General features: G+C 56.0%; 22 protein-coding genes and 2 pseudogenes. 2 read left to right on the top strand and 22 right to left on the bottom strand.

What is annotated here, in order from left to right; all coding sequences use genetic code 11:
* The first annotated feature begins 9 nt into the window (after positions 1 to 9).
* Positions 10 to 861: a universal stress protein gene (locus tag ACQKIK_RS21880; RefSeq protein ID WP_017735064.1), complete on the top strand. Its 852-nt coding sequence runs from the start codon at positions 10 to 12 to the stop codon at positions 859 to 861.
* Positions 862 to 963: 102 nt separating this feature from the next.
* Here ACQKIK_RS21880 and ACQKIK_RS21875 read toward each other — a convergent pair whose 3' ends face one another.
* The 3 genes from ACQKIK_RS21875 to ACQKIK_RS21865 are packed head-to-tail and all read right to left on the bottom strand — an operon-like array spanning position 964 to position 4,610.
* Complete coding sequence (locus ACQKIK_RS21875) at positions 964 to 3,957, bottom strand: Tn3 family transposase (RefSeq protein ID WP_023102382.1); 2,994 nt, start codon at positions 3,955 to 3,957, stop codon at positions 964 to 966.
* A 3-nt stretch (positions 3,958 to 3,960) separates the two neighbouring features.
* A complete protein-coding gene (locus tag ACQKIK_RS21870) occupies positions 3,961 to 4,371 on the bottom strand; it encodes a putative toxin-antitoxin system toxin component, PIN family (protein WP_023102383.1) in 411 nt (136 codons plus the stop codon).
* Positions 4,371 to 4,610: a ribbon-helix-helix domain-containing protein gene (locus tag ACQKIK_RS21865; RefSeq protein ID WP_017335987.1), complete on the bottom strand. Its 240-nt coding sequence runs from the start codon at positions 4,608 to 4,610 to the stop codon at positions 4,371 to 4,373. The genes ACQKIK_RS21870 and ACQKIK_RS21865 overlap by 1 nt, the downstream gene beginning before the upstream one ends.
* Before the next feature lie 201 nt (positions 4,611 to 4,811).
* Here ACQKIK_RS21865 and ACQKIK_RS21860 point away from each other — a divergent pair, with 201 nt between their 5' ends.
* A complete protein-coding gene (locus ACQKIK_RS21860) occupies positions 4,812 to 5,729 on the top strand; it encodes a recombinase family protein (protein ID WP_017335988.1) in 918 nt (305 codons plus the stop codon).
* Positions 5,730 to 5,768: 39 nt separating this feature from the next.
* Here ACQKIK_RS21860 and ACQKIK_RS21855 read toward each other — a convergent pair.
* The 19 genes and pseudogenes from ACQKIK_RS21855 to ACQKIK_RS21765 all read right to left on the bottom strand — a co-directional run.
* Positions 5,769 to 6,764, bottom strand: a pseudogene (locus tag ACQKIK_RS21855) (DNA cytosine methyltransferase); the annotation flags it as partial.
* Between the two features lie 128 nt (positions 6,765 to 6,892).
* A complete protein-coding gene (locus tag ACQKIK_RS21850; protein WP_499137422.1) occupies positions 6,893 to 7,204 on the bottom strand; it encodes a hypothetical protein in 312 nt (103 codons plus the stop codon).
* A 97-nt stretch (positions 7,205 to 7,301) separates the two neighbouring features.
* The gene (locus ACQKIK_RS21845; RefSeq protein WP_079329253.1) at positions 7,302 to 7,502 is read right to left on the bottom strand and encodes a hypothetical protein; all 201 of its coding nucleotides are present in this window, start codon (positions 7,500 to 7,502) and stop codon (positions 7,302 to 7,304) included.
* Between the two features lie 90 nt (positions 7,503 to 7,592).
* Positions 7,593 to 7,853: a hypothetical protein gene (locus ACQKIK_RS21840; protein WP_079329252.1), complete on the bottom strand. Its 261-nt coding sequence runs from the start codon at positions 7,851 to 7,853 to the stop codon at positions 7,593 to 7,595.
* A 70-nt stretch (positions 7,854 to 7,923) separates the two neighbouring features.
* Positions 7,924 to 8,409, bottom strand: coding sequence for an STY4534 family ICE replication protein (locus tag ACQKIK_RS21835; protein ID WP_125884076.1), 486 nt, complete (start codon positions 8,407 to 8,409; stop codon positions 7,924 to 7,926).
* Between the two features lie 1,011 nt (positions 8,410 to 9,420).
* Complete coding sequence (locus tag ACQKIK_RS21830; protein ID WP_125884075.1) at positions 9,421 to 9,780, bottom strand: hypothetical protein; 360 nt, start codon at positions 9,778 to 9,780, stop codon at positions 9,421 to 9,423.
* 928 nt (positions 9,781 to 10,708) lie between these two features.
* The gene (locus ACQKIK_RS21825; protein ID WP_079329251.1) at positions 10,709 to 12,742 is read right to left on the bottom strand and encodes a DNA topoisomerase III; all 2,034 of its coding nucleotides are present in this window, start codon (positions 12,740 to 12,742) and stop codon (positions 10,709 to 10,711) included.
* Positions 12,743 to 12,852: 110 nt separating this feature from the next.
* Positions 12,853 to 14,799 carry a DEAD/DEAH box helicase gene (locus ACQKIK_RS21820; protein ID WP_041013372.1) on the bottom strand — a complete coding sequence of 649 codons (1,947 nt, stop codon included), beginning with the start codon at positions 14,797 to 14,799 and terminating at the stop codon, positions 12,853 to 12,855.
* A 10-nt stretch (positions 14,800 to 14,809) separates the two neighbouring features.
* Positions 14,810 to 15,367 carry a hypothetical protein gene (locus ACQKIK_RS21815; protein WP_499137421.1) on the bottom strand — a complete coding sequence of 186 codons (558 nt, stop codon included), beginning with the start codon at positions 15,365 to 15,367 and terminating at the stop codon, positions 14,810 to 14,812.
* Positions 15,368 to 15,615: 248 nt separating this feature from the next.
* Positions 15,616 to 16,011: a single-stranded DNA-binding protein gene (locus ACQKIK_RS21810; RefSeq protein ID WP_041013374.1), complete on the bottom strand. Its 396-nt coding sequence runs from the start codon at positions 16,009 to 16,011 to the stop codon at positions 15,616 to 15,618.
* A 23-nt stretch (positions 16,012 to 16,034) separates the two neighbouring features.
* On the bottom strand, positions 16,035 to 16,577 hold the full coding sequence (locus ACQKIK_RS21805) for a DUF3158 family protein (protein ID WP_052462826.1): 543 nt from the start codon (positions 16,575 to 16,577) through the stop codon (positions 16,035 to 16,037).
* Positions 16,578 to 16,580: 3 nt separating this feature from the next.
* Positions 16,581 to 17,300: a PFL_4669 family integrating conjugative element protein gene (locus tag ACQKIK_RS21800; protein ID WP_260466067.1), complete on the bottom strand. Its 720-nt coding sequence runs from the start codon at positions 17,298 to 17,300 to the stop codon at positions 16,581 to 16,583.
* Between the two features lie 219 nt (positions 17,301 to 17,519).
* Positions 17,520 to 18,851, bottom strand: a complete 1,332-nt coding sequence (locus tag ACQKIK_RS21795) for an STY4528 family pathogenicity island replication protein (RefSeq protein WP_052462827.1) — start codon at positions 18,849 to 18,851, stop codon at positions 17,520 to 17,522.
* Positions 18,851 to 19,450, bottom strand: a complete 600-nt coding sequence (locus tag ACQKIK_RS21790) for a DUF2857 domain-containing protein (RefSeq protein ID WP_041013376.1) — start codon at positions 19,448 to 19,450, stop codon at positions 18,851 to 18,853. The genes ACQKIK_RS21795 and ACQKIK_RS21790 overlap by 1 nt, the downstream gene beginning before the upstream one ends.
* 5 nt (positions 19,451 to 19,455) lie before the next feature.
* A complete protein-coding gene (locus ACQKIK_RS21785; RefSeq protein ID WP_041013377.1) occupies positions 19,456 to 21,090 on the bottom strand; it encodes a ParB family protein in 1,635 nt (544 codons plus the stop codon).
* Between the two features lie 82 nt (positions 21,091 to 21,172).
* Positions 21,173 to 21,331: pseudogene (locus tag ACQKIK_RS21780) on the bottom strand (Arc family DNA-binding protein); the annotation flags it as partial.
* Positions 21,328 to 21,855, bottom strand: coding sequence for a hypothetical protein (locus tag ACQKIK_RS21775; RefSeq protein WP_041013379.1), 528 nt, complete (start codon positions 21,853 to 21,855; stop codon positions 21,328 to 21,330). The gene ACQKIK_RS21775 and the pseudogene ACQKIK_RS21780, both read right to left, overlap by 4 nt.
* The gene (dnaB, locus tag ACQKIK_RS21770; protein WP_499137420.1) at positions 21,852 to 23,195 is read right to left on the bottom strand and encodes a replicative DNA helicase; all 1,344 of its coding nucleotides are present in this window, start codon (positions 23,193 to 23,195) and stop codon (positions 21,852 to 21,854) included. Before dnaB ends, ACQKIK_RS21775 begins: the two co-directional genes overlap by 4 nt.
* 371 nt (positions 23,196 to 23,566) lie before the next feature.
* Positions 23,567 to 24,421: a ParA family protein gene (locus tag ACQKIK_RS21765; RefSeq protein ID WP_041013381.1), complete on the bottom strand. Its 855-nt coding sequence runs from the start codon at positions 24,419 to 24,421 to the stop codon at positions 23,567 to 23,569.
* Positions 24,422 to 24,539: the final 118 nt, after the last annotated feature.

Here is a 24,539-nt window from a genome sequence, read left to right as displayed (position 1 = left end):
AGATCGACAATGACCCACGTAATGGCATGTATTGATAACTCACAATCCTCATTGGCGGTCTGCGACTACGCAGCATGGGCGTCGCAGCGACTCAACGCGCCTCTTACCTTGCTTCACGTATTGGATGAAGAGAAATACCCAGCAGCAGCTGACCTAAGTGGAAATATTGGTCTCGGCAGTCGAGAGCATCTGCTGGAGGAGCTGGCTACATTGGATGCCCAACGCGCCAGACTCGCTCTGGAACAGGGCCAACACATGCTGGAAAAGGCCAGGGAGCGAACGGTCATTTCCGGCGCTGCGTTTCCTGAGCTGAAGCAGCGCCACGGACACTTGGTAGAAAGTCTGAGCGACCTTCAGGAGGATATTCGACTGTTGGTGATAGGAAGAGTGGGTGAAGACAACTCACGCAACGCGCACAGCCTTGGCAGCCAGATAGAAGCTGTAGTGCGAACAATTCACCGGCCTATCCTGATCACAGCCAACAGCTATAAAAAGCCCGAAAAGGTGATGCTCGCATTTGACGGCAGCTCCACAGCCTACAAAACCATCCAAATGTTTGCCGCCAGTTCGCTTTGCAAAGACTTGCCCATTCATCTTGTTACGGTCGGTGCAGATTCGGTGAGCAATCACGAGGCACTGGGAAAAGCACAAAGCATGCTTCTCTCGGCTGGCTTCCTAGTCCAAGCTGAAATCAGACAAGGTGAGGTGGAGTCGGCTCTGCACGATTATCAGACAGAGCACGGCATTGATCTGCTGGTCATGGGTGCCTATGGGCATTCACGCATCAGGCAGTTTTTGGTAGGAAGCACGACTACGACGATGCTTCGAACAGCCACCATGCCTGTATTGCTGCTGCGCTGAGATAACTCTCTAAGCCACAGTGTTTCTACTTATTGAGAAATGCTGTGGTCAATCCCATCTAAGCTATCTGACAACATAGCCCACTGAGTTCGACCTGCGCACCTAAATATCGTCGTCTGGATTACGCAGTGGCCGTAGCTCACCTCGGGCGACCTCTTCTGGTACCGCGAAGGAGTACCGTCCCAACATATTGATGTGCTCGAAGATCAGCGGCGACAAACGAGCCAGGTCTTCGTCCTGTACCGGGTAGCCGTGCTGCTTTAACCGCTCCACGGCAGCCGTCATGTAGAGGGTATTCCATAGCACAATGATATTTACCACCAGGCCCAGGGCACCGAGTTGATCCTCCTGGCCTTCTCGGTAGCGCTGGCGAAGCTCGCCTCGTTTGCCATGGAACACGGCGCGAGCCAGGCTGTGTCGGCCTTCGCCGCGATTCAGTTGGGTCAGGGTGGCGCGGCGCTTGGACTCATCATCAATGTAGGTCAACGTATGCAGGGTTTTCTCGATCCGTCCGAACTCTGCCAACGCCTGGGCCAGACGGGTCGGACGATCTCCCGTTTGTAGGGTGCGCATGATGCCTGTCGCCGGCACTCGGCCAAGTTTGAGTGAGCCAGCCAAACGCAACAGGTCATCCCAGTGCTCGGCGATCAGGTCGAGCTTGACTGACTGGCGAGCAAGTCCGTTGAGCTTGCCGTAATCCGCGTCCGGGCGGGTGCGCCAGAAGCGGGTACCGCCGACATCAGCCAGGCGCGGGCAGAAGTGATAACCGAGCAGACGGAATAACCCGAACACCACATCGCTGTAAGCACCGGTATCGGTCATGATTTGTGTGGGCTGCAATTCGGTCTGTTGTTCCAGCACAACCGCGAGCAATACTAGGCTGTCGCGCAGGGTGCCGGGCACCGTAATGGCGTTAAGACCGGAAAACTGGTCGGAGATCAGGTTGTACCAGGTGACGCCCCGGCCGGTACCGAAATACTTCGGGTTAGGGCCGGCATGTACGGTACGCACAGGTACGACAAAACGCATGCCATCGGCGGAGGCCACCTCGCCGCCGCCCCAGACCTGAGCCAGCTCCAGTTGACTCTGCGCAGCCACCAAAATGGCATTGGCTGCCGACAGGGTATCGTCACGGAGATAGTTCTGGCTCACACAGGACAGCCGGTCACGGCGCAGCGCTTGGTTGTCGTTGCGAGTCAAGGGCTCCAGGCCGGTGTTACAGGCTCCTCCCAAGAGCACTGCGCACAAACTCGTCACCAAGTTGTCGGCCCGCGCCTTGCGTTCGGACACATGGGTGAAGGCTTCAGTGAAGCCGGTACGAGCGGCGATTTCTAACAGGATTTCCGGCAAATCGACACGCGGCATCAAGTCGGCCACGGCTGCACGCAGTTGCAGCAACGAGTTGGGCTCTTCCAGCTTCTCCAGCGCTCCGAGGGACAGCTCGGTTTTGCCCTCTGTATTCTCACTCAACTGGATCGCAGGATTGTCGGGCAGGCGAGCGGCGACTGCGTACCAAGTCGCATCCAGCTCGGCAGACAAGGCGTCCAAGGTGGTTTTGGCGTCCACAGTCAGGCCCAGTGAGCGACAGATGATCGGTCGCGCCGACAGCCATTCTGCACCATCGAGCAGACCGATACGCGGGTCGGCATAGCGCCAACTGGGTGCAACAAAGACATCGCGGCGGCGTAGGGCCGTGCGTAGTGCATCAAGCGTGCAGAAGACATAGGCGCCCATGTCGAGGGAGCCATCTTCGCGAGTGATGTGGTTCTGCCAAGCCTTGGCCACGATCTCCTGCGGCACGTCATCCTCCGGCTTCCTGCGAGGCAAGTTCAGTTGCAACCAGTCCAAACTAGCCGCCACACCCTTACCCGCCGGGCTGAAGCCGAAGCGAATATGTTTCAATAAGTCAGGAAGGAAACGGCGCACGCTGCGGTAGCGCTCCTCCAGAGCGAGGTAAAACACATCGTTGGCCGGACGGATCAACGCATTGACCTCTTCCAGGGCTTTCTCCAGCGTGACACGTGGCAGGTCGTTGAACAGCCGGGCACGGACATTGTCATCGCTGATCGAGCTATCCAGCACGACCTTGCACGCAGCGGCGAGCATTGCCGCCGAGCGATCCAGGTCTTTTAGACTACGCAACCGAGCCTTCTTGTCAGCCTTCTCTGCGTTGTTGAAGATATCACGCAGTAGCGCTTCCAGAACTTCCAGAGCATCGTCGTGCGCACTGGCTTCCAAGGAAACCGCGAATGCCACCAACGTCGCCAACCGGCGCGACGCCGGCAGTCGATTGATGGCCGTGACCTTCGCGGTGTTGGCAAAGCGAGCCAGGGCGGCAATGCGGCTGGGAGGGATATGCGCAGCTGCCGGTAAGGCGATACCCAACCCGCGTACATCATCCAGCCGACGCAGCGCCCGAACCAGTGCAGGGCCACTGACCATCACCGGGCCGGAGCGTAGTTGATCCAGTCGGGAACTACGGTTGCCTTCGGCCACCAGAAGCAAGTCTTGTAGGTGCTGTCTTTGCTCCTCGGTCACGCTGCGGCTCAAGGTGTACCAGAGGCGTTCTTCAACCCGGCTACGCAGTTGGGCAATGAAGCGCTCTAACTGGGAAATTCCGGGCAATAGGACTTTCTGTGTGAGCAGCCATGAGGTAGCTCGTTCGAACAGCACGCCAGGACGATCAGTACCAGTCCAGCAAAGGGCATACAGCCATCGGCTCAAACGAAAGCCGATGCCTGGGTCAGTAAAGTGGCGATAGCCATAGCGCTCTTGAATATCGGCCGCATGTATCCAGCGACGATGATCGCTATAACGTACAAGACAGTCAGGGTCGGCGATTGCCAATTGCCGACAAAGCACAAGCAGGACTTCCACCGGCACAGCCGTGGGTTTGTCCGGCAAAACACCGACGAAGCGAACGGTAGTCAGCAGAACGGCATAGCCCAAGCGGTTATGGTTGCCCCGTAGTACCTGGACGGCTTCACGGTCTTCATCGCTCAGGTGGAAGTAGCGCTCCAGTTCATCACGGCTGGGCGCATCGATGTAGCGACCAAAGCCGTCGCGTTGCTCCTGAGTCAGAAAACCAACCGGCATCGATCACAGTACCTCGGCGCAGAACACGGCGAGGGTGACAATCCGCGTGCGTTCGATATGTCCGCGCTGCAAGAGGCCTGCGCGTCGATCACCGGTTACTAGGTAGTCCGCATTGCCCGCCAAAGCCATGGCCAGCAGAAAAGAGTCATCCGGATCATCGGCTTCAACCTCAATGGTCAACCGCTCCAATACCACGGCGCGTTGCAGGTTATTGATCATGGCCCCCACTTTGGCAGGCTGAAGGATGGCCTGAAGCTTGGGGTAACGACTGGCGCGACGAATTTCGTCGAGCTGTGCCCGTGAAGTCACCACCTCGAAGCGAGCTGAACGCCAGGCCCGATAGATCGCATCAGGAGACCCATGCGGTGAGATCAGCGCACTGAACAGAATGTTGGTATCCAATACAACCCGCATCAGCGCTTACGCGCCCAGTCGAGCGCTTCTTCAACCGCTTCGGTCAGTTCGGCCTCACTCAGATGGGCATTGGAAACCTTGGCCTGTTCGGCGCTCAGCTCCAGGATGTGTGCCCGCACCGCTTCTTCGATGAAGCGCGACAGGTCGCCCTTACGGCCACCGCCTTGGCTGGCCAGAAACATGCGAAGCGATTGGTCGGTGTCGGTGGAGACGGCGACGTTCCAGCGAGTGGTATTCATGACTTTTTCCAATGTTAGGTGTTTATGTGTTTATACACTCGATCCTCACTGCGCCGCAACGGTTCGATAAAACCCTCGTTTTATAGAACTTTAACGGAAGACCTGCCCAGCTCCGAGTTAGCCCATATTATGGTTTTAAATACTGGTATCGTTAATCAAGGTTCTATTTTCAATTTCTCTGTTGAGTAAACGGTACTTTTGATGAAAATTGGCTATGCGCGGGTGAGTACTCGGGATCAGAACGCCGACCTCCAGATCGATGCTCTGACAAAGGCAGGGTGCGAGCGGATCTATCAAGACGTTGCCAGCGGCTCAAAAAGCGCACGTCCGGAACTGGACAAATTATTGGTTCATGTACGGGCCGGTGATGCTGTGGTGATTTGGAAGCTGGATCGTCTAGGGCGCTCGCTCAAGCACCTGGTCGAACTGGTCGGTGAATTGGCCGCTCGTAACGTTGGCCTGCAAAGTCTGAATGACCCCATCGATACCACCCACGCGCAAGGCCGCTTTGTGTTCAACCTGTTCGCTTCATTGGCAGAGTTCGAACGTGAGTTGATTCGTGAGCGCACACAGGCAGGCTTGTCCGCTGCACGGTCACGTGGTCGAGTCGGTGGCCGCCCGAAGGGGCTGCCCGCTCAGGCGGAAGCGACCGCTATGGCCGCAGAAACGCTGTACCGAGAGGGTCGGTTAAGTGTGAGCGCCATTGGCAAGAAACTGCACATTTCCAAAAGCACGCTTTACCGCTACCTCCGGCATCGCGGCATAACGATCGGCGTACCCGCAAAAATCACCCAGCATCTCAACATCACGGTCCCACCGGCAGTGGACAATGCCGAACGGATCGCGACGGTCATATTGCGCCTGGCCGTCGAGAACAACAGCAAGTTCGTGCGTGGTAAAAAACGGGCACTGGAGAATATCGAGCGTTACTGCCTGGAACCTTACGGCATGAAGCTGCTTGAGTCGGGCAACTACGCGCTGAGCATTCCCTATCGCAACGATGAGGCACTGGATAAGACGGTACATGATCTGCTGACCGAGATCAGCCAAGAGGCCGAGATGCGTAATTGCTTTATCGAGGCAGATGCCTGGGAAGAGGGCTCTGAGCGGAGGTGGTAGGGCTTATGTTGGTTTTTGGTTCCATTGCTCCCCAAACCCCAAGGTCGCCTCCTTGGTCCTCAAAGGGAGAACATCGTCCTCTGTCAGGTTCGTTAGAGCACCTTCCGTATAAGCAACCACAGCCATCCTTGACCGGTTCTCTAACGCTCCATATTTCGCACCATCCAAAATGCACTCGAAAACGCTGTACCCGAATGAAGCAAGAGCAGAACGAATGACCATCATCGAGGTACTGTTCAGGTAGTCGGGCACGTTCTCTATGATCGCGATCGCGGGGTTTGCGAAACGCACAAACTCCAGAAAGTCCATGAACAAAGCTCCTGCTGACGGATGGTCCTCAGTAGCCACCAGCTTGTTCTTGGCCTTACCTGACCGGGACGCTCCTGTGCACGGAATACCAGCGACCAATAGGTCGCACTGCGGAATATCCGGCCCCCGTTTCACATCTCGAATATCCGAGCAGATGGCAATCGACTCATCCGTCCACAGCATCGGATTGTTGCGCAGGCTGGCGTCGAGGTACTGCCCTTCTAGCTCTACCCCAATCTGAACGAACGAGCCGACACCGGACCGCAACAGGCCGCTGTGTACCGACCTATCCAGGACTCCTCCGCCATGAAAGAGACTGCAAACGGCCAACGGCTCTGATCGTCTTACCTTCTGCTGAAGCCGGAGCAAGCGTTCTGCAACCTTCCGATCCTTATCGATCTCGGTGATTAGGATACGGCCTAGGCGAATCACAACACGGACCTTATCGGCCGCTGAGAATACCTCCCGAAGCACTGGCGAGCGGAACTCCAGCAGGGGCACTACGACACCATTACGCTCGCGGCGTGAGACGGTGAACGCTCTCCCTGCTTCCTGTCCTTTGCATGGGACCAGCTCAAGTCGCCTGGTCGACCGACACGCACGGACTTCATACCGGGCGCCAACCATAACCCCAGCTTTCAGGAGCTTTTGACCTTCCAGCCAAAGGCGGGCCACGCCTCGTGATTCGCCGATCTTCGATGTGATGAGTGAGGTGAAATTGGTCATGGTGCTCTCCAAGAAATGGAAAACACCCCCAATGGGATGTTTCCCATTGGGTGAGGTGTTAGAGGTTTAGTGTGCTGAGCTACCGGCTGGTAGAAAGCGTCGAAATGAAGGCTATGAACCGAACCATTTCATCCAAAGCAGCCCTTCGGACAAGTCCAGAAATCCAGCCCGTGTGAACAGATACCATCATTGGTGGATTCAGCATCTTCAGCCGCTATTTCCTCAGGAGTGAGGTAACCGTACTCCCCGATGGCGTACTGAATTGCTTGGGTTCCTTCGGTGCTCTGCGGATCAGGAAATGCTTGCCGCATCGATTCACAGAACGACCGATGCACAACGGTCTCGTAAGTCGGGAACTTAGCCGTAGCGGCTGCGTAAAGCGCATCGACTTTGCTCGCAACAGATGCCGGAGCTACAGCTATTGTGATTTCAGTATTCATGGTGTTCTCCAATGATGGAAAACACCCCCGCTGGGATGTTTCCCATCGGGTAGGTGTGAGTGAGACAACAGAGCCCAGCTACAGAGCCGAGACTTGCTTAGTCGAGGTGTTGCTCCCAGTTGCCGGCACGCATGGCGTCATAAGCTGCTTGGGGGGTTTTATAGTAGCCAGACTCACGCGACACAGGCCCATCATGGTCGATGGTGCCGATGTACCAGCCAGCTTTGCTTTGAAGGATGTCCAGCTTGAGGAGCTGGCCAGTGGTTCTGTATGCGTTCAGACCATACGTGACGTCCATAGGGACCTCCTGATTTGATCGGGGACGCACTCCCGATGGGAGCGTGCTCCCAGTCGGGCAAGTGTTGCGGGCCGCAACACCTGATATGGTTTATTGCTCTGCCAGCAGAGCGTCGTAGACAACCTCTAACAGCAGTTTGTGGGGTAGAACGTCCTCGTCCAGATCGAACTGATCGTAGCCGGTCAGCGTATCGAACCAGGCGAAGAACTCCTCGAAACTCGTAAAGCCTGCCACTGGCTGCTCCGGATCATCAGCAAGGTCTCGGACCATCTTGATGAGTTGCTCGAAGCTGGGTGGTTCGCCAGGTACGGCTTCAGCGATTTCATCGTACAGGTTGGAATAGTGGTTCATGGATGGGATCCATAAAGCCTCCCTCCCCACAGAGAACCCTCATTCTCCGCGGGTGGGGTTAGGCGTTGGTTTACGCTACTGAGCTGAGGGGCGAGGCGGCTTCAGAACTTGTCTCAGCCCCGTCACCATCAGATTGGTCAGCTTCGTCCGAGGAGGCGTTACGCTCAGGTGCCCGGTAGACCTCTTCACCATCGACAGAGATTCTGCCAATGAAGAGAAGACGACCTTTCAGCTGAGCTCCTGGTTGACCCTTCTTGTCGCCATTTTGGTAAATGAAAGGGTCTGTCCAGATGTCGCCAATCTTGAAGCTAACCAAGACTTTCTTCCCAGCATCGACGGCCTCTTTGCAGCGACGTACGAGCTTCTGAGCCTCAGCGCCTGCAACCTTGCAGTCAATGTAGGAATACTCAACGTCGTCGGCTGATCCGTGCAGAGCGGCCACGGTACATGCGAGGAAACCCGGGCCTTTGCGGACAGTGACTTCGCGAATGCGGTTCAGGTATCCGATGCCGGTGGTGTGTAAATCGAAAAACTTGGATTCGTTGGATTGAGTCATGATGCGTCTCCGAGACATAAGTACGGGAGAGATCACGACCCTTGCGGGAAGTGATTCCCCGCTGGGTAGATGAGTAAGCATTCGCCACCGAAGGTCGGTGACTGTTCGCTCTTCCGAATGCTGCGCGAACTTTGGTGATCATCACCAGAAGGTGACGTAGCCTTGAAGATCCTGGCTACCTGGGCATGTTGCCGACAACATCGGCAGAACACATGAACAGATTTATCATTGAACGCTTGATTGTCAAGGATCAACCCAGCCTTTGGTCAGTCCAAACCCAACATCTCAGCAAGCGCTCGAATGTCATCGTTTAATTCAAGGTCATGACGTCCATTCATAGCCTGGAGTAGCGCAGCTATAGCACGCTCGGCGCCTAGTTCGCCAAGCGGCCCCTGCAACAGTCCCAACAAGAACAAGTTGTCAGGTTCCCCGTGGGGAAGCTGTGTCGCGTCCAGAACTCTTCTAAGCGCCGAACCTACAGGCGCTAGAAATGGTATTTGATCGGCGTAGACACTCTCTTCTCCTGCTAAGAGAAGATCCGCTGCGATAACAGTGAAATCAATTGAGCGACCGTTCACATAGCTATTTCTTTTGCAAAAAAAAAAGCCCCAGTAACGGGGCTTTTGGGTGAGGTGAGGTTAAGGGTGACGGTGGCGAAAACGCTGAAACTCGCGCTTCACATTTGGCCAAGAAGCGTAGAGTCCCACACCCCCCATTGTGACTACGATCAGTGCAAGGATGAGGAGTCCAGCAGCTGTCTGGCTCATATCATTCCTCCAGAGTCATCAATATACCTAGACCCCACAGTACCAACCCACTCACGGCAGCGCAAGCAGACAGCAAAGCAGTGTTACCAATGAACATGCTGATTAGCGCAGCTGCAACAGCAGTCGTACCAACCTTGCGAAGGTCCTCGGCAATTGCCTTCTTTCGGATTGAGTTCATGTGACAGTCCTTTGGTTGAAGAGCAGAAGCGACTGGCTGGGCCAGACGCTTCTGCTTGAGGTGAAGTCAGATCAGCGCGTCCAGAGAGCTGCGCGGACCTAGTGCACGAGGGAACGATGGAGAAGGCGCTGGCCCCTGATAGTCTGATGAAGCATCAGCGAAGCCATCCCAGCCGAGCAGAAACACCTGAGGTGCCTCATCTGCGGAGGTAGGCTCATCGATCAGGGAGAGGTTTCGAGCCTGCCACGCAGACAGATCGACGCCTCGACGCACCATCGTTGGGGTAGCTGCAAGCGCGTCATAATCCACGTTTTGTGGTACTTGGCGCTCAGTACGGGATGCCAGGACATCGCGCATGCCGGAGACCAGCGGGCGAACGAACTGACCGAGACGATAACCAGCGTTGTAGCTGTTGGATGATTGCATGGTGAAACTCCTTTAGAGCGGAGGTCCACCAACCCTGTCGGGGAAGTGGATTCCCCGTAGAGGTGAGAGTAGGCATTCATCATCACAGTGATGACCGTTCGCGCTTCCGAATGCTTAGCGAACTTGGGTTTGGTCATGCGTCGAGACGCACCGCAACCTAAGACCTGGTTGCGTGGGCATGTCGCTGACAACGTCAGCAGTACATAGCGGAATCATCACGCTCGCATGAGCACATGTCAACATACTGACGCACGCGGGCGGATAGACGGAAATCGGGCGCTTAACGGCGCTTGATCATCTGCGATCAGGGAAAGAGGAGGGAACAGTTGCCGAGGGAGACCCCTCGGCTGATATGAGTGAACCACCTATGATTTGCCTCATTGCCGGCCCCTGGCATTGACCTGGCGATGATCCAATTCATCCGACTCTTATCGTGGCTTGAGTCGATATTGTCTGGCACACATCCGCGTACAAAAGGAACTCGTTGTTTCACCGGCGAGTACCGGCAGTGACTACGGTAGCCCCAGAGGGGTGGCCTAAAAACCGTTTGTTACGATTTTTAGGGCACCCATCTGTGGACTACCTCACGAAAAAGGGAGGGCTGTCACACCGGAGCAGCCCTAGGACAAGCAAACTTCGAACTTCCGGTCTATGCCATCCCATCTACGAGTTGACGGCTGCGTGTCTGAGGTGACAGGGAGACTCACGAAAGTGCGCACGCCCTTCCCGAAGTTATGCGCGCTTTGGGTTAGGAGCCGGAGGCGAGTATCAATCACTTACGGCTCCTGGGTTGCTACTGATGACCGACAGTAGCCAACGGGGTGATACAAACTCATTATGTTGGTGGTCTGTGGTACACGCAAGGGATATGCCCCGCCCTTCCCAGTCAATATTGACGAATTCCATTGCATAAACGTTCCGAACGCGTCTAGCTCGCAGCAGTAGCCTTGCGGTTGGGTTTACGCTTGGAAACAGATTTTTTGCCTTTCTGCTCGATGCTGATTGTTCCGTTGCAGTCTGGGTACTTCATGCATGACCAGAACGGCCCAGTCTTTCCGGGCCTGCGCCGCATCTGCCCTTCGCATACAGGACATGGCGGGCTCGGCTCGAGCTTGAAATTCATCTTCGTCGCCGAGTATTTCGTGACCATTTGAGTGATCCAGGTGGACTGCCGGGAAACGAAATCATCCAACCCCATCGTCCCCTCCTCCACCATGGTCAATGCTTGCTCCCAAACGGCTGTCATGCCTGGGTTCGTTAAAGCCTCGGGGGCACTGTCGATCAGGGCGAAAGCAGCATCAGTAGCTCGCAACGTGCGGCCTTTCTTGAAGATGAAGCCCCGTTCTAGGAGCGTCTCGATGATCCCGGCCCTAGTTGCCTCCGTCCCAATACCTACCGTGTCGCGGAGCTTCTGCTTCAGTCTCGGATCGGAAACGAGCTTTGCAGCCCCCTTCATCGCTTTGATCAAATCCCCCTCGGTCAAGTGTTTGGGCGGAGTCGTCATCATTTTTGCCCCCGTGGCAGCGATGACTTTGGGCCGGTCCCCTTCCACCAGGTCAGGAAGAACCTGCGCAGACGATTGGCCAGCTTCCTCCTGGCCCGCCTCCTCTTCATTCGCCTTGGCACCCTGATCGGTCATCACAGCCTTCCACCCAACCACCTGCTGCAACCGGCCAGACGCCTTGAACTCTTGATCTGCAATCGTCAGTTGGACGATGGTTTTGTCGTACTCGTGAGCGGGTAGAAATTGCGCAAGAAAGTGCGCTCGAATAAGCCGATAAACAGACGCTTCCCGCTCTGACATTCGCTCAATGTTGGCTGGCTCGATCGTCGGGATAATGCCGTGGTGAGCGGTGACCTTCGCACTGTTCCACGCCCTAGATTTCACCTGCGGATCTAACCTCCCCACCAACGGGGCCACTGAGGGATCGGTGCGCACCATCGCAGCGAATATCTGAGGCACCTCGCTATGCATGCTTTCGTCGAGATAGCCATTGTCAGCACGCGGGTAGGTCGTGGCCTTATGGGTCTCGTATAGCGATTGCGCTATATCCAAGGTCTGTTGAGCCCCCAGCCCTAACTTGGCGGAACAAGCTTGTTGCAGGTCACCCAGGCTAAACGGAAGTGGAGCCGCCTCAACAACGCGCTCCGTAGCTACGGCCGAGACGCGAGCAGCCCCGGTGTTGAGCACAGCCGCCTCGGCCTGCCTGGCAGCCTGTTCACTGCTACAGCGCCCCTGTTCATCCATAGCCGATGCCGGCAGCCATTTCGCAGTAAACGTCGCCTGGTTGTGGCTCAGGGTAACGCTCAGGTCCCAATAGGGTTTGGCGACAAAGTTTTTAATGGCTCGGTCACGGTCAACAACGATACGGAGGGTCGGAGTTTGCACCCGTCCGATCGAAAGAACCCCCTGGTAGCCTGCTTGGGCACCAAGTAACGTGAAGAGTCGGGACATGTTCATCCCGACCAGCCAATCTCCCCTGCCCCGAGCCAGGGCCGAGTAATACTGGTTGATGGTTTCAGACGCTGGCCGAAGGTTGGCCCATGCCTTTTTGATCGCAGCCTGGTTAAGCGCTGATAAGTGCATCCGCAACGTTGGGCCTTTGTAGCCGCAGTGCTCGATGACCTCCCACGCGATCAGTTCCCCTTCTCGATCTGGATCAGTTGCGATCACGAGCTCTTTCGCTTTGGCGAGTAGGGCCTTGACCGTTTTCAGCTGACTCTGTGTTTTGGGCTTGACCTTCATCTTCCAGTCGGAAGGAATGATAGGAAGATCCTCTAACGACCATTTCTTGTATCGGTCGCCATAATCCTCTGGCGCAGCATTCTCCATGAGATGACCGATGCAGTAGGTGACCGCAAGGCCAGTTCCTGTAAAGCAACCTTGGCCCCGGTTGGTTGCACCGATGACTTTGGCCACATCAGCCGCCTGGGATGGTTTCTCACATAGTACGACGCGCATAGTGCCCCCTCGGTTTTCCCGAAGATTCCACTGGATGCGTCCAGCCTGTAAGGCGAAAAGAGAACCGAAGGAAATTGCTTTTCTAGACCGGCCTGTTGCGGCCCGCAACACTATGCGACCGATGCTAGCTGCCTCATCGCGTCCTCAGCGGCTTGCTCAGGCTCGAGTAGATCGCTCGCCAGTGCCTGCTTACTCAGCAGCATTTGCCAGAGATGTTGATCGATTGATGACTCGACCAACGGAATCAGAACCATGACCGGACGAAGCTGGCCGTTTCTATACGCTCGATCCTCTGCTTGCGCCTGTAATGCTGGCGTCCATGGAAGACTGCAGAACAGAACGTAATTGGCGGCAGTCAGGTTGATGCCAGTACCCGCAGCTTTCGTGGTACCAACAAAGACGCGGCAATCGGGATCGTCTTGAAAGCGGTCTACTGCTGCCTGCCGCCGCTTTCCGTTGTGGTGACCCATGAGACTGGCCGACGCGATGCCAGCAGCAGCACAGCTTTCCTCGATTACGGCAACCGTCTCTTTGAATTCACAAAAGACGATTGCTTTGTCGTCAGGTCCCATCTGACTGAGTCGGTCCACGACTGAGGCTACTTTCGCCCGTTCGAGCAACAGACGCAGCTGCCCGATGCGGACCAAGGGTGTGTCCGTCCCGCCTAGAATGGCCTGATATTCAAGCCGTTCCGCGTCGTTCATTTCCACGGGGAACGGCTGTCTATGCTTACCCTTCAGCTGCGGTAGTACGTCCTTCCGCCTACGCAGCATCCAATCGGCCAGACGCTCCCTGAGCGCGTTACGAAATTCTTTGCTGCCCGCGAACTGTTCACAGAACTCACGGAGCTGCATTTGCCCTATGGGATGGCCAGACAAGCGCAGCAGCGTATGTAGCTCGGCCTCGCGGTTAAGGACCGGTGTGCCTGTCAGGAGGTACCTATTTGGAATCTGCGCCGCGATGTCGAAGGCGTGCTTAGTGCACTCGGCCGTGGGCTCCTTCAAACGATGGGCCTCATCGATAACCATGACCGAGAAGCCTGCGGCCGAGTGGACGAATGCCCCTAGCCGTTCGTAATTGGTGACAACCCACTGGCAGGCCAGATCGTCAACTTGGAGCGATACAGATGCATCCGGCTGGATCAGCCGGATCTCGCGCTCGATATTCAATATCAGAGAGGCCAACGTGACAATTAAGATACGCCCCCCCTTCGCTTGTATTAGCGAAGCGGTCAGCGCCTGTCGGGTCTTTCCTAGTCCCATGTCGTCCGCAAGCAGTGCCGAGCTCCTGGTTACCAGGAACCTGACTCCTACGGTTTGATAGTCATACAGCGAGAATGCGCCTATGGCTTGGTCAAGCTCATCAGCTTCCCACGCATGGGCAAACATCTGAGGGACATCAGCAAGATATACCTCGTGCGCACCATCCTCTCCTTGAGCACCTCGGTCTGGAGGCTCTCCCCCAACCTTGAGCGAAACGATGTCTGAATCGACCGAAACCGTCCCGTCACTATGCAAAGCCCGCGGGATTGTAGAGATCTCAATCTGGCTCTCGGAGAGACCGACCTCTGCTACCAGCTGTTCAAATAGAAACTCCAAGGAACTGTCCAACCGCCAACCTCTCATAGGCGGTAGGAACAGTCCTCGAAGCGAGCGGTAGAGGGCTACTACGGCAGGATGATAGTCCCCGATTGATAAAGCTCCGCCATCGGTAAGCGGGAACAGTTGCAGCTTCATCCCCCACAAGAATGCATCCAAACGCGGACAAGCTCGCGCTGCGTCCAGCTTCTGGATGAAGCTCTCGTACGACTCTTTGCACTGTCCGTCAGCCAACTCCATCAGCTTAGTGAACAGCTCCTCCGGCTCGGTATGTAGCTTCGCCTTCGGAATTCGCCAGGCACGGTAGTAGGGATGATCCTCATCCCCTATATAACTTCCCCCGAACTGTTGCAGCAGCCGGCCCGCGCCCTGGACGAAATGGAGTACCAGCCCATAGTCATGGCCGTCGAACACCGCACTTTTGATAAGCGACGGTCGCTTGACCTTGAAGCTGGCCACCTAAAGGCTCCTATTGCAGAGCCTTTTCAGCCCGCGCTGTTACCTCGCGCATTACCGACTGAATGTCCTTACCGCCCGAGTGTTTTTGCTCATAGGTGATGACCGCCTTCGCCCCGTTTCCAGCACGCGTGACTCGCGTCGACAGATCACCGTTGTACGCCTGCGTCTTCATGAAGTAGAACGCACCTGGGGATGCTTGATAGGCGTACCCTGGACCAGCGAACGCCATTTTCCCTGCGTTGCCCATCTGGGCGACTGCTTCATCCTGGGTCATGTACCCAAAAGCGTCCTTCAGGCGCATTCCGACCATGTCCACATTCTGCGCAAACGCGATTTCAACCTGCTCTCTGGCAAGAGTGTGCGGAACGGAGCGGCTACCTGATGCAGGACTCTGGCTCGACGAAATGGCCGTCGAATACTCGGCTGGGTCGTAATTGACCGGCTCCCCTGTTATTGGGTTGTTGATACAGGTCATGCACTCGTTGCCGTAGGTCACATGGTTGCCGGAGCAGCCCGCAAGCGACGCAGCCAGTGCCAATAGAGCAGTACCAACAAATGCTTTCTTCATGCGGTGTTCCTTTTTGGCATCCGCCCTACAGGCGGCACGCTGGAGAGGCCGATCCGGCAAAAGCACTCATTCAAGTGACTTCTGCCGGTGAGCGTTTTTTTCGATGAGCCCAGCATGACCGAATGAGTAGTCCACGCCACAATGAATGCGAAATTGCATCTGTTGCATTTCAGGACGGACAAACTTTTCGGTAGACAAAAATAAGCCCGACCATCTTGTCGGGCTCATGAGTGTTGCGGGCCGCAACGCTAGGCCTCCTCGGCCTCCCGCTGCCGGCTTCTGGCAGGGCCCATAATCACGCTCTCGACGCGGTACGGCAGGATAGAGATTCGGTCTGCCCGTACCTTAATGGAGAGGCGATCCTCGCCTTCGCTATCCTCGAATGGCTCCATTTGAAGCGTCCCTTGAACGTGCACCCGCATGCCCTTCTTGTACAGCGCACAGAACTGTTCTGCATTCTGATGCCACCATTCTACTCGTGCCCAGAACCCACCCCGGTCCTCAAACCCTTCGTTTTTGGGGATTGGATTGTCAAAGTAGACTGAGCATTGCATCAAGGCTCGGTCCTCCTTTCCGGACACGCGAATCAGCTTGAACTCTGGGTCAGCGCCCATGTTTCCTTCGTTATCCCATCTCGTAGACATGCGTGCGTCTCCTCTTCGTTGATCTATCGGTCGAGCCGGCGAAGCAGAGTGGCCTCGGCCTGGGCCATCTTCTCGGCACATTCAGCCGCCTGCCGCGCAATGGTGTGCGTCAAGCTGATCTGCATGTTGATGACGATCCTCTGCAGCTCCTGCTCGTAGAGGTCACGAAGCAACGAGGCTGGCGTCTTTGGATCAGCGATCAGATCCTCCCAGACTTGAACGCCCATCCTGGCGCGATCTACCCGCCGCCAACGAAGGAATACAGTCCCGGCCTCTGTGCTCTGATGTTTGAGCTGAGCCGGCAGCATCGAGAAAGGCTTCTTGCTGGTCTGACCCAGAACATGACTCATCGCTACCTGGATCAAATCCCCCCTGATCTGCTCACAGCGTTCCCTCAACAGGTCCAGATCCCCCTTACCCTTAAAAGGCTTTAAAAAGCCCTTTAGGGAGGCTGCATGTTCCAGTGCCGCGTAGGCAGTCTGTTCCAGCGGCCGGAAGGCTCCCTGTTTCAGTTCATCGGTGGCGTTACCTGGCAACAGCTTGAGCTGCGGATTTGACCCAGCCATAAATCACTCCTCGGGATCTGCTGCAGCTTCCCCAGTTGCGTCAGAAGCCGCCTCCCCACGTCGGAGGATTGGAGGTGCAAATTGCGATCGGCGCGTACCCTCGAGTACGTCTTGGGGCAGCTCACCGTATTTCTCAATCGCATCCCGCCCACGAGCGTTTTTGGCTGCGATGTCGTCGCGGGTAGCCCCAGAGTATTTGTACTGCTGTGCGAGGCCGAACACGCTGCGCAGGATCTTGGCGCCCTCATTGATCCAGTGTTCCATGTCGCGTCGGCCTATCAGAGCGGTGTGATGTGCCAGCAATAAACGGCGAGTCAGATCATCGTAATCAGTGAGGAGGTAGACTGCTTTGAAGCCGAGTTGAGCATTGACGAACAGCGGAACCTGGACAGGGCTGATGTTCAGGTTGTCGCCAATGCTCAACGCCTTTGGGAGGCCGGCCATGATGCTATCCAGTTGATCCTGGATCTGCCTCATCTGGATCTTGGCTTCCTCAAGACGCTCCTCCATACGGATGATCCACATGTCGGAATAGGGGTCGTCTTGCTCAGCGCCGCGCTTCATCTTGTTCATGATGTTCACGAAACCGGTGAGCCCCAGAATCCCATTCTTACCGCCGCTTGCCGGACGGCCATGCCAAATGCGAGCGGCATGATGAGTATGGAGAGTCAGGTTCATCGCGCTGCGCAAAGAACCCAGATTGAGCTGAAATTGGTCGGACACTGGGACTCTCCTTAACCACGGCAGTCATTGGTATGGTGATTTCGACAGTTTCTTTCCGTGCTGTCTGCGCTAAATCCGAACTGCATAAAAAGTATTTCCCCCGGGGCTAAACACGATATTTCAGGCTTTTCGCCATTTTCTACGGTGTTGCGGCCCGCAACACACTGGCGCTTTTCCTGTTACTAAAAGTCATCCTCTAGGTGTTGCGGGCCGCAACACCTATTCATCGATCCCGTTTCGCTTGGAATCGTTCATCCAGGGTTTGAGCATGTTGCGTATGTCAGCAAGTCCCAAGCGTCCCTCCTCAAGGGAGCCTCTCTCTGAGACCTGGCGGTCCCAAGTAGGCACCGAGGCCGAGGAGGGCGAGGCATGCCGAAGTGAACGTGTATTGGCACTTCGAGTTGCGCTGTGTGGAAAGCCCTTTTGCTGCGCTGCCCAAACCACGAATTCCCCTCTGATAGCCCTCTGAATCAGTCCAAGCAGATACCCGAGCGGCTTGCGTATGGCTTTGGTTGAACAACGCGCAGCCCATTCTTCAAGCACCGCTTGGCCTAGTTCGGGTTCAAGGAGCCGCAGCGCATCCAGAGCTTTTTTTCTCTGGTCCTCTGGCAAAGCGGCCAACGAAGGACTTAGGCCCGGTTCGGCTTGCCCCAGTACTGTGTTTTTACAAACAGAAGTATCTGTATTAACCGTACTGTTTGAGTTCGGTTTCCGAACCCTGTTGAATTCTCTGGCTTGAACCGACTTCTCATCATCCGAACTCGGCCCAGTTCGGCCTAGTTCGGATTCGGAACTGGGCCGGTCAGCTTGCGAACTCGGCCTAGTTCGGAAACCGAACTGAGCCCCGATATCCTCTTGCTGAGCTACCCATGCCTGGCGCGACAGCCGCTCGGCAAAGACACCCAGTCGGGACGGAAGGGCATCGTGATCAAGATTCTGATCTCTCAGCACCTCCGCAAGCTCGTGCTCGGCCAGAACTTGCACTGTCTTGTTTGCGTGGCTGAAGCTGGTACTGATGAGCTCAAGGTATCCGGGGTCAAGCTCTGCTGCTTCCGAGCATGAAATAGGCTCGTCATGAAGCATGTAGACATTGCCCTGATTTTGACCTGTAGCTTCATCGCGTAGTCGGGAGCAAAGTGTCAGCCACCTGGTTAGTCGGAGGACAGTCAGGCACTTAGCTACAGATTCGCGGGACGCGCGTTTGAAGGGTTGGGCTGACAGAAACTGCTGCAGGTGGTCATAGCTAGGAAAGGCTGTAAGACCATCGTCGCGAATGAGCATCCTGAAGATCTGCCAGGCATTGCGCTCCAAGGGGCTCAACCTAGGGTCAAGCAGTAGCCGCCGAGGCACTGCCTCGTGCGGGTTTCCGGTGAACAAGAGTCCCTCGCCTGGCTGACATGCGGGCTTTCCCTCTCTGACGGGGGTTCTTTCCGAAGATGCCTTCCGCTCAATCAAATCACGTTTGATCTGCTCGGAAGCAGAGGCAATCAGCTGCGAGAGGGGGAGCCTAGGCGGCAACCCCCGTCGAACTGGCGGGGTCAAAGTGCTCATCAGAGCAGACCTTGATCCGCCCAGCCGGTGATCGTGCTCCAAATCTGAGAGAGGCTAACTACCGAACCGTCAGCCAAGGGTAGGTTCGCAAACTCTTCAGCGAGGAGAATCACGACGTCCAGAAGTGCCATTGGATCGTCTATGTCAACGCTGTTCTCTTTGGACAGGTAGTCCCATCGATGCCAGAGGCTGCGCTCTGTGTCAGCGTCCAAAATGGGCCAACGTCCGCGGCGCTGCGGGACATCAAGAACCACCCGCCGATGTTTGATCTCCTGGTTCGTTAAGCCGAACAGCTGGGAGATCAAAGCTGTGCTTGCCCCTAGGCGAAGGGCTCGGTCAATGAGCCGATTCTGCTCTTCCGTGCGATCGGCTTGAACAATCAAGCGCTGCACGACCTCTGAGTTCACCTTGACTTCACACCAGGTCACCGCAGAATTCATCAAAACCGACAAGTATTTCGGTGATTGGAACGCCTTTAGTTCAGCGTCACCGAACCCCATAGCTTTGCACTTGCGAAGCTGCCCAGTGCGAAGATTGTGCAGAACTTGATGCACGATCGCTTGGTTTAGCGGTTGTTGAACCGACGAAGAATTCGGCATGGCTCCTACTCCTGACGAAGGTCGCTATCTAGATCGATGAGGCGTCTTGCCAAGCGGATTACGCGGAACAACTTGATCACGGCAGCATCGCTTAACCTGCCACTAGAGGAGGGCGTGCCCTCACTCACTTCAGCGGGGTGGCCCATCAAAAGCTGGCCCAGGTGGGCCGAAAACTGAAACTCCATAAGGCCTTCCGCCTGCGCGGTTCCGGCCTCCAGCGACTCCTGCACTACGGCATAAACTCCACTGAGTGACTCGAACAGCATCAGTGTCGACAGCGCGGTGTTGCTGAGCTCTTCGGGTTGTTCGCTCCAAGGGCGTGCATAGTGAAACCCGATGCCGCCATCTATCGGTTGGAAGTTGTCTGGCAGGCCGACCTCTGCAGCTATGCCGCGAACGAGCTCCACGATCTCCTCGCGAAGCTCGCTCGGCTCATCAAGCGATTGGCCGATGTGCCAGATATCCAAATGGGTTGTGCCAGTCGAGGTCTCGCCTGCAGATCCTGAAGAAGAAGATACCTCTGTCGCCGCGGGGTCTTTCTTCCTGAGGTTTCCATTTTTAGTGACAGCGGCAGCTGTCTTTTGAGGAATCGATTCCTGCTCTTCTTGCTTGAGGCCGGAGTGGTTGCCAGGCTGAGCACTCGTTTCTTCTTGCCCGGGCGCGATTTCCGATTCACCGCTACCAGCGACTTGCGAATCGGGCGCAGCAGACTCTGCTGCAGTTGGCGGAACAACTGTTGGTTCTGGGCGGCGAGACTTGCTGGATTCCTCCTGAATATCGAGGGAAATTAGGTTGTAATCCACACCCAGGGCGTCACTCATTTGTCCGGTAAGCTCATCGAGCACGCGCTGATAGTTGAGGGTGTCCTCGTTCTCATTGAAGGCGCTCAGTGCCTCGATGAACACCTCGTCGAACTCGTTCTCGGAGGCCGGCTTGTGCTTTGCCCAAGCTGCTTCAGCGGCTTTACGCAAACCTATGAGCTTCACCGCCGGGTCGATACCTAGCCCTGCATACAGAACCTGCGGAATTGCCGGAAGAAGGTAGCGGATTACGTCCTGCATCCGGCTGATGTGCGAGTTAGAAATCGGATACCCATCGGCCTTCAGCCTGCGAGAAAGCTCTCGCTGAGATATCGGACCGCCCTCGGCCTGTTCGTACTCGGCTCGCGCCGCCTCAACGCCAAGCGCGCGTTCAATTAGGGAGAGCCCTCCTCGAACATCGTTTTCCGCCAGATGCCCGGTCAGCGCGCGGATCTCGCCCTGCCAGGGTCGGTACAGCACATTAAGGCGGAAAAATCGATCATCTCGAGTTTCTAGCCACAACTCGTTGAGGATCGATAGGCGAGTATTCCCCCCATCTCTGATGATGTAGAACTCTTCTCCTGGCCGGCGCGTGATGCCAGGTATTTGATCAAGCCCTCGAGCCCGAATCGACTCCTTGATCTCGTCATACTTGGGGTTCTTGTTGATCCGGGGATTCTTGTCATACGGACGCAGCTGATCCAGTGTCAGGACCATAGGGGTATCTGCGACCGGGTCCGAGGGGGCAACGTTTTCATGCGGAGCATTTCGCCCAGCGAAACCCGGCGACAGCAGCTTGTTGCCGATCTGCTGGATGTCGAGTTTTTTATTCTTGGCCATTATTCATCTCCGGAAATGCATTCGAACCGAACAGCGCGTCTACTAGACGACGCAACCGATCAAGCTCCTGCCGCAAGAAGTCGGCGCTCTGTAGCTGAGCAATAATTTCGGCGTTCATCGTTCTGTGGTTGAGTCGCGCTTGTTCGGCGATCCGTTCGTGCATGCCGTTAGCAGGTAGGCGGAGTGTGAAACGGTCAGTGTTGCGGTCCGCAACACTCTGCTCTTGAGAGGGGAGGCTCACGGCTTCACCTCCGTATCCAGATGAGTGCTATGAGAAGCGACATCGCCGCTTTCGATGTGAACGACCTCGGCCACACCGGCAACCTCCAGCCGCAAGCTCAACTCGAATAGCACGTCCGCGAGGCTTGGCTGGCTCTCTGGCAGCTCAAGCACAACTGTGCAGAGCGCTGGGGTCGCAGAGTGGCTGACGCTCGGCTGACGCCCGAGCGTTTTGTAATAAGCAGGGAGCCAGTCACCCCAGAAGAAGTGGAGAAGCACGCTGGGCGGGCAAATTCGAGTCACCGTAACTGGCTGCCCAAGGACCGGAGAGGTAGAGCTGAGGCGTACCAAGCCCAACTGATCCAGAGGCTTGAGTATCTTTGCCAGGGCGCCGCAAACCGGCTCAGCCTGGTCGCTGTGATAGAGCTTGGTCATCAGCTGGTTCAACTCGAAGAGCTGTATATCAGTACGAGCAGTTGCTGCTACTTCTTCGTAGGAAACATTCGGCAGCTGGTGAGCCCTGACGTCGGAAAGAGCGCTGTTCATCGCGAAACTCCCAGCGAGCGATAGCTCGCGTCGAGGTTTTCGAATCGAGTCTCGGCAGCAAGAAACGCAGTGCGTACAGTGCCAAGAGGACCGTTTCGCTGCTTACCGATGATGATCTCGGCGATACCAGCGTCCTCAGAGTCAGGGTGATAAACCTCGTCCCGGTAAATGAACATGATCACGTCAGCGTCCTGTTCCAGAGCCCCGGATTCCCGGAGATCCGCGTTCAGGGGGCGCTTGTTAGCGCGTTGCTCAAGGCTTCGATTCAACTGCGACAGTGCAACCACGGGGCAATCCATCTCCTTGGCCAACGCTTTAAGCGAGGCTGAGATGTCAGCTATTTCTAGGTTGCGGTTCTCTTTACCCGAGCTCTGCATCAACTGCAGGTAATCGACCATGATCAGTGCGGGGTCGCCAAACTTACGAGCCGCACGGCGTGAACGTGCCCGAAGCTCAGTTGGAGTGAGCTGAGGCGTGTCATCTATGACAAGGCGATCACCATAGCTATGTAGCGCTGCCACAGCAGCAGTAAGCTTTGGCCAGTCGTCATCCTGCAATCGACCGCGAGTCAACAATGACAGGTCGATACGGCCCAGGAAGGCAAGGAATCGGAACACAAGCTGCTCGGCCGGCATCTCCAGGCTGAAGACCTGTGCAGATTTGCTGGTACGAGCCAATGCAGCGTTAACCAGTTTCAGCGCAAAGGCTGTTTTGCCCATGGAAGGCCTGGCCGCAACGATCACAAGATCCTTGGGCTGCAAGCCTCCCAGAAGCTCGTCCAGATCGGAGAGATCGGTTGTAACGCCAGTAATGTCCTCACCCGAGTTGAATCGGTGATCGATTTTGTCGACCACTGCACTCAGCATCTGCCCAATATCAGTGAAGGCAGTGAGGCGATTCTGTCCGAGAGCAAACAGCTGCCGCTCGACTGACTCTTGAACATCTGTGGCAACCGCTCCCGGCGCGGACGACTGGCGGCTGCATTCGTAGCCGAGCGTTACCAGATTCCTCAAATGAGATCTTTCGCGAACGATCTTCGCGTAAGCCAGAATATTCGCGACTGAAGGCGTGCTCATAGCCAGCTCACCAAGGTAAGCCAGTCCTACTTCCTGTTGGACGTCCACAGATTTCTCTGAAAGGGTCACAACATCGAAGGGTGTACCTTCCTTCGCCAAGTCCGCGATAGCTTTGAAGATCAGCCGGTGCTCGCGAATGTAGAAATCATCAGCGGCCAGGGTGTCAGCGATGTCATCCCATGTGGAGTTATCCAGCATGAGTCCGCCCAGCACCCCCTGTTCCGCTTCAACCGAATGAGGCGGAGTGAGATCGATGGGGGACATAATTCATGCTCCCCTTCCATCTTGGTATACGGGAGCTAGGAAGCCGTAGGGCTGATTAATGTCCCGCCAGCCGATCAGAGCTGGGTTGCTTCCTGCATCGTCTAGCACAGTGGCCCGTCGCAACGTAGGGTTGGCATACGGCATGAACGAAAACAGGGCAGGGTGCTCCGTGCTTGGATACCAAGCGATCGTCAGCTTGCCAGTGCGGCCAACGAGTGCAGCCCAGGCGGTCGCGCTTGCGGGCACAGTAGGAGTGCCTCCGATCGAGCCTTGCGCTGCAATGAGCTTCTGTTCGGAGCCATGATGGCTGAACACGAGATCACCGCACGAAGTTACCTGCAGGAGCGTGACTTCGAAATCAAAAGGGCGGCTCATGAGTTAGCCCCCCTCACAATGTCTTCAACCACATCGGCAGTTAGAGCTTCGTAACGCTCGCGCCATTCGGGAAAAAGCTCGATCGCGAGTGAACGCAAAATATCTAGGGCAGCGGGGGATTTACGGTCTGATGGCGCGCGATATTCCAGGCGATGAGTGGGAATACCCTGCGTTGCCGCGCCACGGAATGAAACTGCCTGAGGAATGGCCGTCTCGACTACCTCGAAAAGGCCTTGGTTGAAGTTCGTCCGGATCAGATCAGCGATCATCCGAGCATCCGCCGTCTGATCGAGCATGTTGATAACGATTTTGCAGGGGGGGATCGTCAAGCCGAGTGCCTTGAATCCCTCCAGGTCGCTAAAAAGCTGACCGGTACCGCGGTGGAATTCCCGCGCGGCAAGCATGTGAGGCTGAATTGGGGAGATCGCTAGTTCTGAGGCGAGCACGGCCATTTCTTGAATGACAGTGCGAGTGCCCTGAGTGTCGATGATCACCAGATCGAAGTCAGAGAAGCTGCTGATCAGATTTTTCAGACGGATACGTCCGTCCGGAGCCTGCAGCATCATGTTTACGAGCTGGGAATGCGGATCGTTGTTGGTGATGACCGAAAGGTTGGGAATAACGGTTCGAGAAATGATTCGCTCAGGGTTGGTCTCGTTCTGGGCGATTAGCTCGTAGAAGCCGCAAGGTGCCTCGTATTCGAGCTGGAAGAACGATGAAACCGAGGGTTGTGGATCCGCATCGATCAGGAGTGTCCGCAGGCCTGCATCGGCACTGATTGCTCCCAGGTTGGCACCAGTCGTCGTCTTCCCAATGCCGCCTTTGGTGGCAATGATGGTCGTTACTTTCATGATACTCGCCTCTAAATAAGTTTAGAGGGCTGGGAACTACAAGTAACAGATAAGCAAGATGGAACTGATCCGACAGGATCAGATTATCCACGTGATAGCCGTCATATCACGTAATTCA

The organism is Pseudomonas sp. NPDC047961 (genome assembly GCF_050272435.1).
Taxonomy (GTDB): domain Bacteria; phylum Pseudomonadota; class Gammaproteobacteria; order Pseudomonadales; family Pseudomonadaceae; genus Stutzerimonas.
The sequence above is the reverse complement of the archived record's forward strand: the minus strand, read 5'-3'. Positions and strand labels throughout refer to the sequence as shown.

What these genes read in the sequence shown, in the direction of transcription:
- ACQKIK_RS21880 (WP_017735064.1), top strand. Translation starts at nt 10, where the DNA reads ATGACCCACGTAATGGCATGTATTGATAACTCACAATCCTCATTGGCG.
- ACQKIK_RS21875 (WP_023102382.1), bottom strand. Translation starts at nt 3,957, where the DNA reads ATGCCGGTTGGTTTTCTGACTCAGGAGCAACGCGACGGCTTTGGTCGC.
- ACQKIK_RS21870 (WP_023102383.1), bottom strand. Translation starts at nt 4,371, where the DNA reads ATGCGGGTTGTATTGGATACCAACATTCTGTTCAGTGCGCTGATCTCA.
- ACQKIK_RS21865 (WP_017335987.1), bottom strand. Translation starts at nt 4,610, where the DNA reads ATGAATACCACTCGCTGGAACGTCGCCGTCTCCACCGACACCGACCAA.
- ACQKIK_RS21860 (WP_017335988.1), top strand. Translation starts at nt 4,812, where the DNA reads ATGAAAATTGGCTATGCGCGGGTGAGTACTCGGGATCAGAACGCCGAC.
- ACQKIK_RS21850 (WP_499137422.1), bottom strand. Translation starts at nt 7,204, where the DNA reads ATGAATACTGAAATCACAATAGCTGTAGCTCCGGCATCTGTTGCGAGC.
- ACQKIK_RS21845 (WP_079329253.1), bottom strand. Translation starts at nt 7,502, where the DNA reads ATGGACGTCACGTATGGTCTGAACGCATACAGAACCACTGGCCAGCTC.
- ACQKIK_RS21840 (WP_079329252.1), bottom strand. Translation starts at nt 7,853, where the DNA reads ATGAACCACTATTCCAACCTGTACGATGAAATCGCTGAAGCCGTACCT.
- ACQKIK_RS21835 (WP_125884076.1), bottom strand. Translation starts at nt 8,409, where the DNA reads ATGACTCAATCCAACGAATCCAAGTTTTTCGATTTACACACCACCGGC.
- ACQKIK_RS21830 (WP_125884075.1), bottom strand. Translation starts at nt 9,780, where the DNA reads ATGCAATCATCCAACAGCTACAACGCTGGTTATCGTCTCGGTCAGTTC.
- ACQKIK_RS21825 (WP_079329251.1), bottom strand. Translation starts at nt 12,742, where the DNA reads ATGCGCGTCGTACTATGTGAGAAACCATCCCAGGCGGCTGATGTGGCC.
- ACQKIK_RS21815 (WP_499137421.1), bottom strand. Translation starts at nt 15,367, where the DNA reads ATGAAGAAAGCATTTGTTGGTACTGCTCTATTGGCACTGGCTGCGTCG.
- ACQKIK_RS21810 (WP_041013374.1), bottom strand. Translation starts at nt 16,011, where the DNA reads ATGTCTACGAGATGGGATAACGAAGGAAACATGGGCGCTGACCCAGAG.
- ACQKIK_RS21805 (WP_052462826.1), bottom strand. Translation starts at nt 16,577, where the DNA reads ATGGCTGGGTCAAATCCGCAGCTCAAGCTGTTGCCAGGTAACGCCACC.
- ACQKIK_RS21795 (WP_052462827.1), bottom strand. Translation starts at nt 18,851, where the DNA reads ATGAGCACTTTGACCCCGCCAGTTCGACGGGGGTTGCCGCCTAGGCTC.
- ACQKIK_RS21790 (WP_041013376.1), bottom strand. Translation starts at nt 19,450, where the DNA reads ATGCCGAATTCTTCGTCGGTTCAACAACCGCTAAACCAAGCGATCGTG.
- ACQKIK_RS21785 (WP_041013377.1), bottom strand. Translation starts at nt 21,090, where the DNA reads ATGGCCAAGAATAAAAAACTCGACATCCAGCAGATCGGCAACAAGCTG.
- ACQKIK_RS21775 (WP_041013379.1), bottom strand. Translation starts at nt 21,855, where the DNA reads ATGAACAGCGCTCTTTCCGACGTCAGGGCTCACCAGCTGCCGAATGTT.
- dnaB (WP_499137420.1), bottom strand. Translation starts at nt 23,195, where the DNA reads ATGTCCCCCATCGATCTCACTCCGCCTCATTCGGTTGAAGCGGAACAG.
- ACQKIK_RS21765 (WP_041013381.1), bottom strand. Translation starts at nt 24,421, where the DNA reads ATGAAAGTAACGACCATCATTGCCACCAAAGGCGGCATTGGGAAGACG.